Genomic DNA, 15,801 nt, shown 5'->3' with positions numbered 1-15,801 from the left:
CTCAGCAGCAGGCATCACATTGAGAGCGCCTCGTGAAGAAAACCTGGGAGGGAATTGAAATGATGAAGAGATCGCTGGCCATACTGGCCCTTGGCGTGGCGTGTTTGACGGCGGGTTCTGCGGTGGCGCAGGAGAAGCCGAAATTCGTCTATCTGACCCAGACGGGCATTGACAACAGCTTCTGGCAGTCGATCAAGAAGGGCATGGACGATGCCTGCGCCCAGTTCGAGGCGGAGTGCCAGCTCATCTTCACGACGCCGAACGGCGACCTGCAAAAGCACCTGCAGAACCTCGATACGGTCGTGGAGCAGGGCGTGGACGGCATCGTCACCGTCATCGTCAATGACGACCTCTATGACGAGACGATCAAGAAAGCGGTCGACAAGGGCATTCCGGTCATCACCGCCAATGTCGACGACAGCCAGGGTGCTGCCGGCAATGCGCGCAACGCCTTCGTCGGTCAGGACCTTTTCGAGGCCGGCTACGTGCTGATGAAGGGGCTCTATGCAAAAATCCCGTCAGACCAGCCGGTGCATGCACTTCTCGGCCTGTCGCGGCCGGGCGAAAGCTGGGCGGAGGCGCGCATCGGCGGCGCCAAGAAGTTCCTAGACGAGGTGAAGGCCGCCGAGCCGAACCGGCAGATCAGCTATGAAGTGATCGACAGTTCCAACGATATCTCGGTCACCGCCTCGCGCATCTGCCAATATGTCCAGGGCAAGCCCGAGACCAACGCCTATGTCGATGCCGGCTTCTGGGGTGCGGGTGCCGGCGAATGCCTGCGTGACCTCGGCATCAAGCCTGGCCAGTTGCACATGGCGACCTTCGACCTGGTGCCCGTCGTGCTCGACGAGATGAAGAAGGGTTACGTCGACATCACCATCGACCAGCAGCCCTATTACCAGGGTTACCTGCCGATCCTCCAGCTCGCGATGATGAAGAAGTTCGGCCTCAGCGCCTTCGACGTCAACACCGGCAAGGCCGTGGTGGAGCCGAAGGACCTGGAGCAGGTGGAAAAGTTCATGTCGATGGGCGTGCGCTGAGCCAGTCCTTTTCCTGCCCTCCCGTCCTTTGGGTGGGAGGCTCTTTTCGAGGCCAGAGAGTATGAAACCAAGTGTCCGCAACTTGATGGCGCGGCCGGAAATGGCAGCGCTGCTGATCTTCTTCGCGCTGCTCGTCGTGTTCAGCGTGTTGAACGACCGGTTCTTCACGACCGGAAACATGACCGTCTATCTGCAACCGATCCCGGAAATCGCGATCGTCGCGATGGGCATCACAATCCTGATCATCGCCGGCGAGTTCGACCTCTCCGTCGGTTCCGTCTTCGGCCTGTCGCCGATGGTGACGGTGCTGTTGATGCAGAACGGCTGGCCAACGGCGGCAGCGATCCTGGTCGGTCTCCTGATCGCCGCGCTGATCGGCTTCGGCAACGGCCTGATCACGCTGAAACTCAAGATTCCGTCTTTCATCGCGACGCTCGGCATGCTGTTCATGGCGCGCAGCCTCGCGGTTGTGCTGGCCGGCGGCTTTCCGCCGATCTTTCCGCGCGAACTCAACGTCTCCTGGCTGGTCGGGCGGCTCGATCTCGGGCTCGTCACGCCACGTGTCTCGCTGCTCTATATGATCGCGATTGCGTTGGTGCTGGGCTTCGTGCTGCGCCGCATGGATTTCGGCCACTGGATTTTTGCGACCGGAGGTCATCCGCAGGCGGCGCGCGACATGGGCATCAAGACCAAGCGGGTGAAGATGGCCTGTTTCATGCTCTGCGCCGCGCTCGCCGGCTTTGCCGGCATCATCCAGAGTTTTCGCGTCAAGGTGATCGTACCGAACCTCGGCACGGGCCTCGAAATGCAGGCGATTGCCGCGGCCGTCATTGGCGGTGTGGCTCTCACCGGTGGGGTCGGCTCCATCCTGGGCGCGGTCGTCGGCACACTGCTGATCGCGATGATCGAGAACATCCTCATCCTCAGCGGCGTCAACGCCAACTGGTTCATGTTCGCCGTCGGCGCCATGATCGTGGTGGCGGTCGTCCTCAACACGCAGACCCGGCTAAAAGCCGAGGGCATGAAGGGGTAAGACCATGAACGTAGCTGCAAATCCGGCCCCGGCCGTCGAAGAACCCATCATCAAATGCGTCGGCCTGCAAAAATGGTACGGCGCGGTGCATGCCCTGAAGAATGTCGATTTCCATGCCGCGCGCGGCGAGGTGATCGGCCTCGTCGGGGACAACGGCGCCGGCAAGTCGACGCTGATCAAGATCCTGTCGGGCGTTCACACGCAGGACAAGGGCGAAATCTTCATCGAGGGCCGAAGCGTTTCCATCACCGGCCCGGAAGTTGCGATGGGCCTCGGCATCGAGACTATCTACCAATACACGGCCATGGTGCCGGAAATGTCGATCGCGCAGAACTTCTTCATCGGCCGCGAGCCGCTGAAATTCGGCCGTCCCGGCTTCGGCATCGTCGATCGGGAGAAGATGGCGCGCGAGGCCATGGAGGGGCTGCGCGGCGTCGGCCTGCATCTCCGCGGCGCCGACACGCCGGTCAAAGCCTTGTCCGGCGGCCAGCGCCAGGGCGTGGCGATCGCGCGGGCAATGCACTTCCGCTCGAAGGTGCTGATCCTTGACGAGCCGACCAACCACCTCTCGGTCAAGGAGACCAACAAGGTGCTGGATCATGTCGTGGAGCTCAAAGGCCTCGGCGTCACCTCGATCTTCATCAGCCACAACCTGCACCACATCCACCCGATTTCCGACCGCATCGTCGCCATGGCGCGGGGCGAGAAGATTGCCGATCTGCCCGCCAGCGAGATCAGCGTCGACGAGATGACCCGGATGATCAGCTAGCCGGCGTCACGCCCGGCCGTTCCCAACAGAAAGACTGCATTGGAGCCTCCCATGAAGCGACCGAAAATCACCGATATCAGGGCCACCACCGTCACCGTGCCGCTCGAAGCGCCGCTGCGCCATTCCAACGGCGCGCATTGGGGGCGGTTCGTGCGCACCATCGTTGAGGTGGAGACGGATGTCGGGATCGTCGGCCTCGGCGAGATGGGCGGCGGTGGGGAGAGCGGTGAAGCGGCATTCCGCGCGCTGAAACCCTATCTCGTCGGGCATGATCCCTTCGAGCTCGAAAACCTCCGCTTCATGATCTGCAACCCGACCGCCAGCCTCTATAACAACCGCACGCAGATGCATGCGGCGATTGAGTTCGCGTGTCTCGACATTATGGGCAAGTTCCTCGGCGTGCCGGTCTACGACATCCTTGGCGGCAAGATGCGCGATGTCGTTCCCTTCGCCAGCTACATGTTCTTCCGCTTGCCCAACAAGGATACCGGCGAGGGCGAGACGCGCACGGCCGACCAGCTCATCGAGCAGACGCTCGCCTTGAAGAAAAAGTGCGGCTTCACCACGCACAAGCTGAAGAGCGGCGTCTTCCCACCTGACTACGAACTGGAGGTTTTTCGCGCCTGGGCGAAGGCGCTCGGACCCGACAGCGTTCGTTATGACCCTAACGCCGCCTTCAGCGTCGAGGAGGCGATCCGCTTCGCCAAGGGCATCGAGGATCTCAACAACGACTATTACGAGGACCCGACCTGGGGCCTGAATGGTATGCGCCGGGTGCGAGAGAACACCAGCATGCCGCTCGCCACCAATACGGTGGTGATCAACTTCGAGCAGCTTGCCGCCAACATCCTCAACCCTGCCGTCGACGTCATCCTGCTCGATACGACCTTCTGGGGCGGCATCCGGCCCTGCGTCAAGGCTGCGGGCGTCTGTGAGACCTTCCAGCTCGGCATCGCCGTACATTCGTCCGGCGAGCTCGGCATCCAGCTCGCCACCATGCTGCATCTCGGCGCGGTGCTGCCGAACCTCGTCTTCCACGCGGACGCCCATTATCACCAACTCACCGACGACATCATCGTCGGCGGGCCGATGCGCTATGAGAACGGAGCCATCAAGGTGCCGACCGCGCCGGGGCTCGGCGTCGAGCTCGACCGCGACAAGCTCGGGAAATATGCCGACCTGCACAAGACGCTCGGCGGCTATCCCTATGACCGCGACCCGTCGCGTCCCGGCTGGTTCTCCGTCGTCCCGAACACCAAATGGGCGGATCCGAACGACAACCGTGTCGTCGCCTATTGAGGCGCCGACACGCCTCATTGCGGCCTCACAAGGGCAGGGGCTGGTTTGCGCTCTGTTTGAACTCGACCGTGACGAAGACAAGCGGCTCGGTGCCGATGTTCTCCAGGTCGTGGATCATCGATTGGCCGGCGTCGAAGGTGAAGTGTTTCGTCTCGCCGGCGGCATAGGTGGCCTCGGCGATGCGGCCGTCGCCGTAGTGGCTGCGCGCCCGGCCGGGCACCAGCGCCGTCCAGAAATAGTTCAGCACATGGCGGTGGAACCCGAGGCGTTCGCCCGGAGGGATATGGAGGTGCCAGATACGCAGCGTCTCGGTCTCCGACACGAGTTTTCCGCCGACACGGCCGTTTTGCTGGTTGGCGGTGAATTCCTCGGTCAGAGCCTTTGGCCAGGTCTCGAATGCGTCCATCGTGTGTTCCTCTAGTTCTGGAGCGGCGGGATGAGCCGCTTGGCCTGGAGTTGGCCGATCTTCTCGATCAGCGTCGCTTCGGTCGACCGGATTTCATGGCAGCCGTGGATGCGCAACTTGGTGAGATCGGAGACGAGATCGAAGCCGGTGTGGAAGACCCAGTCGCCGAAACTCCACGGGATGGCGTCTTCGTAGCGGGCGGGGGTGAGGGAATAACGCTCCGTCATCGCCGACCACAGGGGGCCTTTGTCGCGCATGTGATCCACGAGGCGGATCGACAGGGGCGGGCCGATTTCCAGCCCGTAGTGATCGGCGAGCGCTGTCCAGAGCCGGTCCCAGCGGAAGAGATCGCCGTTCGTGACGTTGTACGCCTGGCCCGCGGCAATCGGCGCTGTTGCCGCCCAGATGCTGACGCGGGCGAGCAGGTCGGCATCGGTCGCCTGCATCAGCACGCCGTAGCCGGCGGCGGACCCCGGAAAGCGGAACGGCACGGCGAGCTCCCGGCAGATTGCCGCATAGGCACCGATGACCATGGCGAGGTTCAGCGACTTGCCGCCGATGGCGCCAAGCACGACATCCGGCCGCAGCAGCGAATAGGTCCAGCCATGCCGCGCGCAATATCCCGCCAGCGTGTCTTCGAGATCGTAGTAGAAGTTTGGCGGCATATGGCGCGGATCGTCTTCGCGCATCGGCGTCTTCACCGGCCCGAGATGCAGGCCATAGACCTTGCCGCCCTGGAACAGCACCACCCGCTCGATCGGCGCCCCGGCACCGGCGAGCCCATCCAGCAGGTTCGCCAGCATCGCCGCATTGTGGCGGGCTTCCTGCGCGAGGTCGCGGTCCGGCACATAGGCGGCGTAGAAGACATGCGTCACATCGCGCAGGGCCTCGCGATGGGCTGCAAGCGAGGCCGGGTCTGCAAGGTCGGCCGCGACCCACGGAACGCCGGACATGAAGGCCGGGGCCTCGTTGCGCGCTGTTCCCACCACGCTCCAATCGGAACAGGTTTCGAGATAGCGGACGACGGCGTGACCGATCACACCGCTTGCACCGACGACGAGCGCCTTCTTCGACATGGTTTCCTCCGGACGATTGTGCTTCGCCAGAAGCACAGCAGTTTCCATGCCAGTTGGGCGTGCACCGGAAAACGGGGGCTTGCGAGCCAGGAAACTGTCGCAGTGCGACACGGCTGCGACAGCCTGGTGTTGCAGGCGCGGGCGGGCTCTATGAGCATTGCGCGAAATGACAGAAGCGGCGGCTTCGTGCTATCGGTTTCACAAGGACGTGCTGTTGACGTCGCGGGCGGGACGGCGACAATTCGCGCGTAAGGAACCACGCCGAACATTATCCGGTTGAGGGCGTCGGGAGGACGTAACCATGACTGCCACGACAAACCATTCGCACACGGTCATCTCCGCGCTCGGCCAGTCGGCGCGGTTGCAGGGCGCCAACCAGCCGCATCTGTCGCGCGTCGTCGCCTCCTGGGAGCGCTGCGTCGAACAATACGGCCTCGACCCGTACAAGGTGGCCTTCCCGACCGTCGTCACGCAGACGGAGCTGAAAAGCTACCAGGAGCGAGTGGAGGACCTCATCGCGGTCGCGATGCCGGAAGTGGAGCGGTTGTTTACCCGTTTCGTGGCGCATGACTATATCGTCTCGCTGACGGATGGCCGCGGCGTCACGGTGCTGTTCCGCTCGCAAAACCCGTCGGCAGGCAAGTGCGCCGATTCCGGCCTGATCCTCGGCGCGGTCTGGTCGGAGGAGTTGCAGGGCACCAACGGCATCGGCACCTGCCTTGCCGAGGCAAAGCCCGTCTCCATCGTCATGGACAACCATTTCGACGAGCGCCTCGTCGATTTCAGCTGTACCGTCGCGCCGATCTTCGGCGGTGGCGGCAAGGTGGCCGCCGCCCTCAACGTCAGCACCGCGCGGCCAAGCGACCATTCGGTGCAGTCGATCGTTAGCGAGGTCGTTCGCCGCGCCGCACGTCGCATCGAGAACCGCTTCTTCTCGCGCTGCCACACGGGCCGCGACCTGCTGCGCGTCTCGCAATACGAGGATTTTTCCGATGTCGGCGTCGAGATGCGCATGGCGCTCGATTCCTCAGGCCGCATCGTCGATGCCACGCCGGATGTGCTGCGCTTCCTGTCGCGCAAGAACACGTCCTTGATCGGCCAGTCGCTGTTCGACGTCACAGGTGCTGGCCGCAACGTCTTTTCGAGCGCGGAGTCCGCGGAGATCGAGGTGAACGGCAACCGGTTCTTCATCCGCCTTGCCGAATCCGACAAGCGGCCGGCGCTGGCAGCAACGGCGTCGCGCGTGCTGCCCAAGGCGGCGGTGCAGGCGCCGGACATGAAGCTGCTGGTCGGCGACGATCCGGCGATGGCGCTCCAGATCGGGCGCATGCAGAAGCTCGTCGATCGCCGCCTGCCCGTGCTGTTGCAAGGCGAGACCGGCTCCGGCAAGACGGCGCTCGCCAAGGCGCTGCACCAGGCGAGCGCATGGTCCAAGGGGCCGTTCGTTTCCATCAACTGCGCCGCCATTCCCCCGGAACTCATCGAAAGCGAGCTGTTCGGCTATCGTCCCGGTGCCTTCACCGGCGCTTCCAAACAGGGCTCGAAAGGGCGGATCGCCGAAGCCGATGGCGGCACGCTGTTTCTCGACGAGATCGGCGACATGCCGCTGGCGCTCCAGACGCGCCTGTTGCAGGTGCTGTCTGACGGGGAGTTCGTCGCGCTCGGTGCGACCGAGCACACGAAGGTGCAGTTCTCGCTGATTTCGGCGAGCCTGCACGACATTCCGAAGCTCGTCGAGGAAGGGCGCTTCCGGCAGGACCTGTTCTACCGGCTCAGTGGCGCGACCTTGAGCGTGCCGCCGCTGCGGGCGCGGTCCGACCGGCACCTCGTCATCGAGCGTTTCCTGCTGCGCGAGGCCGCCGAGGCCGGCATTCCCGATGCGCGCATCGATCCGGCGGTGCTGAAAATCCTGCTCGCCTACCAGTGGCCCGGCAACATCCGGGAGCTGAAACATGTGGCCCGCTTCGCGGCGACGCTGGCGGAAACGGCGACGATCTCGCTTCGCGATCTCCCGCCGCCCTTCAAGTCGGATAGCGCCGGCGGCCCGGCCGATGTGACCGGCAATGAACGCCAGATCATCGAGCTGGCGTTGCAGCAGAGCGGCTGGAACGTCAAGCTTGCCGCCCAGCGGCTCGGCATCTCGCGCGCGACGTTGCATCGCCGGATTTCCGCGCTCGGCCTGATCCGCATGGCGTCCGCGCCGTGAGGCGCAGGGCGTGTCGCAGATGTGACACGCCCCTGTCGCTGCGTCCAAGGGCTGCGACACGGGTATTTTTAGTAAGTAGCTGAAATAACATAGTTTTATAAGTTGGCACGCTTCCTGCTCCTTCTTTTGCGAGGCTGGCGATCATCGTCAGGAAAGCAAGGAGGAGCATCCGATGTCGAACAAAGGTCAAACCGCATCTCAGGGCCGCGTCGAGGGCAAGGTGGCGATCGTAACGGGCGGCGCGCTCGGCATGGGGCGGGCATTCTCGCTCCGGCTCGCGGCCGAAGGAGCGACGGTTATTGTCACCGACATCAACCGGGAAGACGGTGAAAAGGTCGTCGCGGACATTGAAGCGGCCGGCGGCACGGCGGAGTTCCACGTCCTCGACGTCGCCTCCGAGGAAGACTGGGCGAAGCTCCAGAAATCCGTCGCGGAAAAATTCGGCAAGGCCGATATCCTGATCAACAATGCCGGCATCTACCTTTCCGGCACGACGGAAAACACCGACAGCGTCGCCTGGGACAGGACCTTTTCGATCAACGCCAAGGGCGTGTTCCTCGGGTCGCGCGCCGCAATCCCGCTAATGCGCAAGGCCGGCGGCGGCTCGATCGTCAATATCAGCTCGAACTGGGGCATCGTCGGCTTCCCCGACGCGGTCGCCTATGTCGCCTCCAAGGGCGCGGTGCGCCTGCTGACCAAGGCCACGGCGACGGAAGTGGCCAAGGATGGCATCCGGGTCAACTCGGTGCATCCGAGCCTGACGATCACCCACCTGTCGAAGGACATCGTCAACGACCCGGTCGCTACCAAGGCGCTGCTTGGGCCGTCCCTGCTTGGCCGTCCTGCCAAGGCCGAAGAGATCGCCAACGGCGTGCTTTTCCTCGCTTCCGACGAGTCCTCCTACATGACCGGCAGCGAGCTGGTCATCGACGGCGGTTATCTCGCGAGCTGATCCTCTCTGGCCGAGCGGAGGCTTGCCATGACCCAATACCTGGTGGAGGCGCGCGGCGTCTCCAAATCCTTCGACGGCGTGCCGGCTCTCGTCAACGGCGAGATCACGCTCGCCCCCGGTGAGGTGCTGGCGCTGTGCGGCGGCAATGGCGCAGGAAAATCAACCTTCCTGAACATCCTCATGGGCCTGCTCCAGAGGGACGAGGGAACGGTGCGCATCCACGGCCGGGAGGTCAATTTCCGCTCGCCTGCCGATGCGCTTGCCGAAAGCATCGCCATCATCACGCAGGAGCTTTCGCCGGTGCCCGACATGACCGCGGCCGAGAATATCTTTCTCGGCCGGGAACCCCGGCGCGGCGGAGGGCTCGTCGATCATGCGGCGATGCTGCGCAATGCGCGTCAACTTCTGGCGGAGCTGCATTTCGACGTCGATGCGGCGCGAAAGATGGCGCAGCTCTCGCTGGCGCAGACCCAGCTCGTCGAGATCGCGCGCGCCATCAGCCGCAATGCGCGCATCCTCATCATGGACGAGCCGACCTCGGCCATCGGCGAGCATGAGACGCAGATCCTGTTCGATGCCATCCGGCGCCTTACCGCCAGCGGCGTCGGCGTCATCTATGTCAGCCACCGGCTCGAAGAGCTTTTCGAGATCGCTAATCGCTACACGATCTTCCGCGACGGCCGCTACATCACCAGCGGCAACATGACCGAGATCGACCGGCGTCACTTGGTGGAGCTGATCATCGGCCACGAGATGCCGACGCGCAGTGAAGCCGCGGGGGCGAAGGCCGATGACGCGCCGATCCTGCTCGACGTGGAGCACCTGTCGCACCGCCAGCAATTCCACGACATCAGCCTCCGTCTGCGCGCCGGCGAGATCACCGGCATCTACGGCCTGATGGGCTCGGGCCGCAGCGAATTCCTGAACGCCGTCTACGGTATTGGCGCGCGCAACGAAGGCGTGGTGCGGCTCTGCGGCACCGTCCTGCCGCCCCAGCGCCCGGACCGGGCGATCGCCGCCGGCATGGCCATGGTGACCGAGGACCGCAAGGACACCGGGCTCAATCTCGAAGCCTCGATCCGGCACAACATCTCGATGCCCGTGCTCGGCAGCCTGGCGCGGTTCGGCATGATCGCGCGCGGTCGGGAAAAGGTGCTGAGCGCCGGCATGATCAAGCGGCTTTCGGTGCGCGCCAGCGGCGACGGTCTCAAGGTCGCGGCCTTGAGCGGCGGCAACCAGCAGAAGGTGGTGGTGGCGCGCTGCCTCGCCTCGCAGCCGAAGGTGCTGATCTGCGACGAGCCCACCCGCGGCATCGACGAGGGCGCCAAGCAGGAGATTTACCAGCTCTTGCGGGACTTTGCGGCGGGCGGCGGCGCGGTGCTCGTCTGTTCCTCCGAGGCGCCGGAACTGCTGCAGCTCTGCGGCTCCATCGCGATCTTCAAGAAGGGTCGGCTGAAGCGCTTCGTGCGCGCCGCCCAGTCCGACCAGCGCACGCTTTTGCACGAGGCATCCTTGAGCCTCAGCCTCGAGGAGGGGGAGGAAAATGTCCATGAACAGTGAAAGTCTTCGTAAGCCGGGCAATCCGGCCCTGTCGCAATTCGGCGCGACCGCCCGCAATATCCTGCAGAACCAGGGCATCCTGATCGTCTTCGTGCTGCTGTGCGTCGTGCTCACGCTGTCGAGCGAGTTCTTCCTGACCTGGAACAACTGGACGAACATCATCCGCCAGACGGCCATCAACGGTATCCTGGCGATCGGCGTCACCTATGTCATCCTCGCCGGCGGCATCGATCTGTCCGTCGGGTCGGTCATGGCGCTCTGCGGCGCGGTGGCCGCGAGCTTTTCGGTGACGCCCGACCATTCGTTCATCGGCGTGGCGCTGCTGGCAAGCCTCGCCACCGGGTTCGTCGCCGGTCTCGTCAACGGCGCGCTCACCGCCTATCTGCGCATCCCGGCCTTCGTCGTGACGCTCGGCATGCTGAGTGCCGCACGCGGCCTGACCTTCATCTACACGGATGGCCGGCCGATCTCGAACCTGTCGCAGCCGTTCCTGTGGTTCGGCAACGGGGCGGTGCTCGGCATTCCGGTGCCGATCGTCGCCCTCGCGGTGGTCTTCGCGGTCTGCTGGTTCGTGCTGCGCTACACAGTGTTCGGCCGCCACGTCTATGCCGTCGGCGGCAACGAGCGGGCGGCGATCACCAACGGCGTGCGCACCCGCCGCGTCACCGCACTCACCTACATCGTCTCCGGCGTGCTCGCCTCGCTTGCCGGCGTCATCCTCACCGCCCGCTCGACCGCCGCCCTGCCGCAGGCCGGCATCGCCTATGAACTCGACGCCATCGCGGCCGTGGTGATCGGCGGCACAAGTCTTTCCGGCGGCAAGGGCACGCTGATCGGCACCGTCTTCGGCGCGCTGATCATCGGCACCATCAACAACGGTTTGGATCTCTTGGGAATTTCTTCCTACTACCAGCAGGTCGTCAAGGGCCTGATCATCGTCGGCGCCGTCCTGCTCGATGTCGGGCGCCGCCGCTAGACTTCTACCAACCACAGAACCTCGGGAGGATATGTCTGTGAAACTGAAGAAACTCGCCCTCATGGCAGCCGCGTTGACGCTGATGTCGACGCAGTCCGCATGGTCCGAATACCGCATCGCGCTGATGCCCTTCGGCCTGCCGGAATATATGTCGACCTTCGTCAACGAGATCGAGCAGCATCCGCTCGTCAAGGACGGCACGGTCAAGATCACCGTTCTCGACGGCCGCTTCGACGCCTCCGTCCAGAGCAACCAGATGGACACGCTGATCACCCAGCGGGTCGACGCCATCATTTTCTCGCCGATCGATTCCGAGGCGGCGACCGCACCCGTGGCGCGCGCCGCCGCGGCCGGCATCCCGGTCATCGGCGCGGTGACGAAGGCTAATTCGGACCAGATGTTCGCCTATATCGGCACCAACGACGTCGATGGCGGCCGCATCATCGCGGAGCGCATGGCAAGCGAACTGAAGGGCGCGGGCAATGTCGTGATCCTGGAAGGCCCGATCGGCAACTCCCCGCAGCTCCTGCGCCGCGAAGGCATCGACGGCGTGCTGGCAAAGAACCCGGAGCTTAAACTGCTCGCCTCGAAGACCGCCAACTGGTCGCGCGCCGAGGGATTGGCGGTGATGGAGAACTGGCTCTCGCTCTACGGCGATGCGGTCAACGGCGTGATCGCCGAGAACGACGAGATGGCGCTCGGCGCGATCCAGGCGATCGAGGGCAAGGGGCTCGACACGGCCAAGGTGAAGGTGGTGGCGATCGACGGCATCCAGGACGGCATCCGCGCCGTGAAGTCGCACGGGCTGTTCACGCTGTTCAAGTCGGCCCATCACGAGGGGCAGGGCGCACTCGACCTCGCCTTGCGCGCGGTCGTCGGCGAGAGCTACGAGCCGAAGGCCGATATCTGGCAGGGCGACATGACATGGGCCGGCGGCACCGCCAAGCAATATGACGTGCCGTGGATCGAGATCACCCCGGCCAATGCCGACAAATTCCTGAAGAAATGACCATCAGCGCGACCGGGAGGACACTCCCGGTCGATCCCGGCCAGGATTGCGGAGCTTATACAATGTTGAAAGACAAGATCATTCTCATCACCGGCGGTGCCAAGGGCATGGGCGAGGCGCATGCGCGGCTCTTTGCCGAGCGCGGCGCGACGGTGCTGATCACCGACATGGACAGGCGCGGCGAAACCGTCGCTCAGGACATCGTCGCGGCAGGCGGCAAGGCCCATTTCCGCACGCTCGACGTCACCGACGAAGAACAGTGGAAAGCCTGCGTCGAATGGGCGATGGCGGAGCACGGCAGGATCGACGGGCTCGTGAACAATGCGGGCATCCTCATCCGCAAGACGATCACCGACATCGACATGGCCGACTGGAACGCCCTGTTCGACATCAACGTGAAGGGCACCTTCCTCGGCTGCAAACATGTCCGTCCCGCCATGAAGGCCGGCGGCTCGATCGTCAACGTGTCCTCGATTTCCGGCCATGTGGCGAACATGGAAGGCATGAGCGCCTATTGCGCCACCAAGGGCGCGATCCGCCTTCTCACCAAGGGCGTCGCCGTCGATTACGCAAAGTTCGGAATCCGTGTCAATTCCGTGCATCCCGGCACGATCTCCACGCCGATGACCGCGGAATACGAGGCCGATCCGAGCAAACACGAGATGCTGGTCGGCGTCACGGTGATGGGCCGGATTGGCCAGCCGCGCGAAGTCTCGGAGGCGGTCGCCTTCCTGCTCTCCGATGGTGCGTCCTACATGACCGGGTCGGAAATGACGGTTGATGGCGGCTTTACCGCGGTGTGAGTGGCGGGCAACCTTGATGAAGGCGGAGGATCCGCGGCATGCGCCCGCGGATTTCCCCCTGGGCCCAAGCCGCGGCCTGTTGCCCACCACAATGCTGGACCTTGCAAAACGCGAACCCGACACTGTACTGATCGCAAGAGGCTGAGGAGTCGCTCGGACAAGAGAAACCCGAGTCGCTTACCCGGCAGTCGATGCATATCTGAGGGTGGGGACGCATGGATATATTTACATCAGCCGGTCTGACGGCGCTTTTGCAGGTCATTGCAATCGATCTGGTTCTCGCTGGCGACAACGCCGTGGTCATCGGCCTTGCGGCGGCGGGGCTGGAGCCCGCGCAGCGCAAGAAGGCGATCCTCGTCGGCATCATCGCCGCTACATTGCTGCGCATCGCGTTTGCCACGGTGGCCGTGCACCTGCTGGCGATCATCGGGCTTCTTCTCGCCGGTGGCCTGCTGCTGCTCTGGGTCTGCTGGAAGATGTGGCGCGAACTGCATGCCGGCCACAATGGCGATGAGGGCGTGAACGTCGAAGGCGCCCCGCGAAAAACCTTCTTCCAGGCCGCGACGCAGATCGTCGTCGCTGACGTCTCCATGTCGCTGGACAACGTGCTCGCCGTCGCCGGTGCCGCGCGTGAACATCCAAGCGTGCTGATCGTCGGCCTTGCGCTCTCCATCGCGCTGATGGGCATCGCGGCGAACTTCATCGCCCGCCTGCTCAACAAGCACCGCTGGATCGCCTATGTCGGTCTCGCGATCATCCTCTACGTCTCGCTCGACATGATCTATCGCGGCGCCGTGGAAGTGATGCCATATCTCTCGCCTTGACAAAGCCTCATGCGGCGGTGGCTTCGCCACCGTCCATGCGCACCCGGCCGCCCAGCCAGCAGCCGGTCGCTTGGCCGTGGTCGACGTTGAAGCGGACCGAGATTTCGGAAGGGCGGAACATCGCCCGGCCCTGGCGGATGGTGATGGTGCGGGGGGAGGCCTCCACCAGCCCGTTTGCCAGCAAGCCGAAGGAGAGCGCCGCCGCCGCGATCCCCGTCGCCGCGTCTTCGGGATAGCCTGACGACTGCGGGAACTGGCGGGCATCAAAGACCTGTTCGGCGCGGTCGACCGCGGCGTAGGGATAGAGGCCCGTGGAGCCGATCCTCGTGCAGATCGCCTCGACCCGCGTGTAGTCGGGCTGGAGGTTGTCCAGAATGTCGGGGCTTGCCAGAGGCACCAGCGTTTTCACCCTACTCGTGCAGGCGTTCTGGATGGGGAAGGGCGCGAGGTGCCTTTCCGCGATGCCGAGCACGCTCAGGATTTCGGCTATGTCGTCGCTCGGCACAGGCTCGATCGTGCCTGCCGGCTGCGAAATCTCGACGGATTCGGCATCCAGAATTCGTGCCTGCACCCGGCCGCTTTTCGTCAGGATGTCGAGGTGGTCCTTCTCCAGCCGTCCGAGATGCTGGAGCAGCCAGATGGCGCCGACGGTGGCGTGGCCGCACATGGACATTTCATGGTTCGGCACCCAGAAGCGAAGTGCTAGATCGTAGTCCGCGCCGGCCGGCGGGCTGATGACGAAACCGCTTTCATGGCCGAAGGCGCGCGCGACCTGCTGCATGTCGGCATCGGACATGCCGTCCGCGTCGAGCACGATCGGCGCCGGATTGCCGCCGTTCGGGCCACCGTAGAAGACGCTGACGAAATGAAGATCGCGATTCTCAAACATGTATTGTTCCTCCGGCCGGATCGTGACGGGGCCAGGATAGGGGGAATGCCGCAGCGGTGGCATGCCCGGCGGGCCTTACGCCTTGACCGAACGGGCCACACCGGACCGCACATCCGAGGGGGATCGGTCGAGCAGGTGCCGCATCGCACGCGCCAGTGCCGCGCTGCTTTCGAAGCCGATCCTGTAGGCGATTTCGCCGATGGGCAGGTCCGTCTCCTGCAGAAGACGGACCGCATTTTCAATGCGCACCTCCTGCTGGAACTGCCCGATCGACCGGCCGGCCGCGTCCCGAAACAGCCGTGTCAGGTGGCGCCGGGACACCCCGAAATGCTGCGCAAGCTGGTCGAGTGGAAGGTCGCGCTCCGCGTGAAGGCGGACGAAAGATGTGATGTCTTCCACCAGCGCGGCCCCATGGTTCTGCGGGGTGGCGGCGGAGAGCGGCTTGCCGGAAAAGACGTCCATGAGGCATTGCGTTAGCAAGGCGGAGGACAGCTTTCTTCGAACGGAACTGTTTGATTCTCCGAGATCTTTGCGCGTGAGCAGGGCCTGGATGGCGCGAATGGCCGACGTCCGGGCGATCTGCACGGGCACGCCGGCGCGCCGGCGGAACGCCGCGCGCGAGCCGATCGTATCGACCAGCCGCAGCAACGCGTCAGGCGCCGCATAGAGCGCGATATGCGCGCTGGCGCCCAGGCCGGCGCGGGTCGTGTGAGCGCGCTCCGGCGGAACCAAGATGAAGCGATCCTGCGACAGCCAGAGGCCGTGCGGCTGGCCCTCGTGCGAGAGTTCGATCACGCCGCTGCTCGGGATCATGACCATGTATCCGTCGTGCCAGTGCCACGGCACGGCATAGTCCTTTCCGCCGCCGATGAGCGCCATATGCTCGTCATCCGCGGCGATCAGCGATGCCGCGTCGCTCGGTTTTCGCAGTTGCTCAAGGGATCGCAGCATGGTTGTCT

Annotated in this window: 15 protein-coding genes; 11 read left to right on the top strand and 4 right to left on the bottom strand. The window is 64.2% G+C overall.

Annotated features, from left to right (window positions below):
- Nucleotides 1–59: 59 nt before the first annotated feature.
- The 4 genes from GB927_RS01190 (at nucleotide 60) to GB927_RS01175 (ending at nucleotide 4,141) form a co-directional block, all read left to right on the top strand.
- On the top strand, nucleotides 60–1,040 hold the full coding sequence (locus GB927_RS01190; protein WP_256114678.1) for a sugar ABC transporter substrate-binding protein: 981 nt from the start codon (nucleotides 60–62) through the stop codon (nucleotides 1,038–1,040).
- A 61-nt stretch (nucleotides 1,041–1,101) separates the two neighbouring features.
- Nucleotides 1,102–2,073, top strand: coding sequence for an ABC transporter permease (locus GB927_RS01185; RefSeq protein ID WP_256114677.1), 972 nt, complete (start codon nucleotides 1,102–1,104; stop codon nucleotides 2,071–2,073).
- A 4-nt stretch (nucleotides 2,074–2,077) separates the two neighbouring features.
- A complete protein-coding gene (locus GB927_RS01180; RefSeq protein ID WP_256114676.1) occupies nucleotides 2,078–2,842 on the top strand; it encodes an ATP-binding cassette domain-containing protein in 765 nt (254 codons plus the stop codon).
- A gap of 51 nt (nucleotides 2,843–2,893) precedes the next feature.
- Nucleotides 2,894–4,141, top strand: a complete 1,248-nt coding sequence (locus GB927_RS01175; RefSeq protein ID WP_256114675.1) for an enolase C-terminal domain-like protein — start codon at nucleotides 2,894–2,896, stop codon at nucleotides 4,139–4,141.
- A gap of 25 nt (nucleotides 4,142–4,166) precedes the next feature.
- Here the strand turns inward: GB927_RS01175 and GB927_RS01170 are convergent, their stop codons facing one another.
- Both GB927_RS01170 and GB927_RS01165 read right to left on the bottom strand, forming a co-directional pair.
- Nucleotides 4,167–4,547: a cupin domain-containing protein gene (locus GB927_RS01170; protein ID WP_256114674.1), complete on the bottom strand. Its 381-nt coding sequence runs from the start codon at nucleotides 4,545–4,547 to the stop codon at nucleotides 4,167–4,169.
- An 11-nt stretch (nucleotides 4,548–4,558) separates the two neighbouring features.
- Nucleotides 4,559–5,623 carry an SDR family oxidoreductase gene (locus GB927_RS01165; RefSeq protein ID WP_256114673.1) on the bottom strand — a complete coding sequence of 355 codons (1,065 nt, stop codon included), beginning with the start codon at nucleotides 5,621–5,623 and terminating at the stop codon, nucleotides 4,559–4,561.
- A gap of 301 nt (nucleotides 5,624–5,924) precedes the next feature.
- Between GB927_RS01165 and GB927_RS01160 the strand changes: the two genes are divergently transcribed.
- The 7 genes from GB927_RS01160 (at nucleotide 5,925) to GB927_RS01130 (ending at nucleotide 13,953) form a co-directional block, all read left to right on the top strand.
- The gene (locus GB927_RS01160; protein ID WP_256114672.1) at nucleotides 5,925–7,829 is read left to right on the top strand and encodes a sigma-54-dependent Fis family transcriptional regulator; all 1,905 of its coding nucleotides are present in this window, start codon (nucleotides 5,925–5,927) and stop codon (nucleotides 7,827–7,829) included.
- Nucleotides 7,830–8,001: 172 nt separating this feature from the next.
- The gene (locus tag GB927_RS01155; protein ID WP_256114671.1) at nucleotides 8,002–8,781 is read left to right on the top strand and encodes an SDR family NAD(P)-dependent oxidoreductase; all 780 of its coding nucleotides are present in this window, start codon (nucleotides 8,002–8,004) and stop codon (nucleotides 8,779–8,781) included.
- Nucleotides 8,782–8,808: 27 nt separating this feature from the next.
- Nucleotides 8,809–10,341: a sugar ABC transporter ATP-binding protein gene (locus GB927_RS01150; RefSeq protein ID WP_256114670.1), complete on the top strand. Its 1,533-nt coding sequence runs from the start codon at nucleotides 8,809–8,811 to the stop codon at nucleotides 10,339–10,341.
- Entirely contained in the window at nucleotides 10,331–11,317 is a 987-nt protein-coding gene (locus tag GB927_RS01145) for an ABC transporter permease (RefSeq protein WP_256114669.1), read from the top strand. Before GB927_RS01150 ends, GB927_RS01145 begins: the two co-directional genes overlap by 11 nt.
- A gap of 37 nt (nucleotides 11,318–11,354) precedes the next feature.
- Nucleotides 11,355–12,326, top strand: coding sequence for a substrate-binding domain-containing protein (locus tag GB927_RS01140; RefSeq protein WP_256114668.1), 972 nt, complete (start codon nucleotides 11,355–11,357; stop codon nucleotides 12,324–12,326).
- A 62-nt stretch (nucleotides 12,327–12,388) separates the two neighbouring features.
- Complete coding sequence (locus GB927_RS01135; protein ID WP_256114667.1) at nucleotides 12,389–13,129, top strand: SDR family NAD(P)-dependent oxidoreductase; 741 nt, start codon at nucleotides 12,389–12,391, stop codon at nucleotides 13,127–13,129.
- Between the two features lie 215 nt (nucleotides 13,130–13,344).
- Nucleotides 13,345–13,953 carry a TerC family protein gene (locus GB927_RS01130; protein WP_256114665.1) on the top strand — a complete coding sequence of 203 codons (609 nt, stop codon included), beginning with the start codon at nucleotides 13,345–13,347 and terminating at the stop codon, nucleotides 13,951–13,953.
- Between the two features lie 7 nt (nucleotides 13,954–13,960).
- On the opposite strand, the gene GB927_RS01125 is transcribed toward GB927_RS01130, so the two are convergent.
- Complete coding sequence (locus tag GB927_RS01125) at nucleotides 13,961–14,842, bottom strand: PhzF family phenazine biosynthesis protein (protein ID WP_256114664.1); 882 nt, start codon at nucleotides 14,840–14,842, stop codon at nucleotides 13,961–13,963.
- A 75-nt stretch (nucleotides 14,843–14,917) separates the two neighbouring features.
- Nucleotides 14,918–15,793, bottom strand: a complete 876-nt coding sequence (locus GB927_RS01120) for an AraC family transcriptional regulator (protein WP_256114662.1) — start codon at nucleotides 15,791–15,793, stop codon at nucleotides 14,918–14,920.
- Nucleotides 15,794–15,801: the final 8 nt, after the last annotated feature.

Source organism: Shinella lacus, assembly GCF_010994755.1.
GTDB lineage: Bacteria > Pseudomonadota > Alphaproteobacteria > Rhizobiales > Rhizobiaceae > Shinella > Shinella lacus.
The sequence above is the reverse complement of the archived record's forward strand: the minus strand, read 5'-3'. Positions and strand labels throughout refer to the sequence as shown.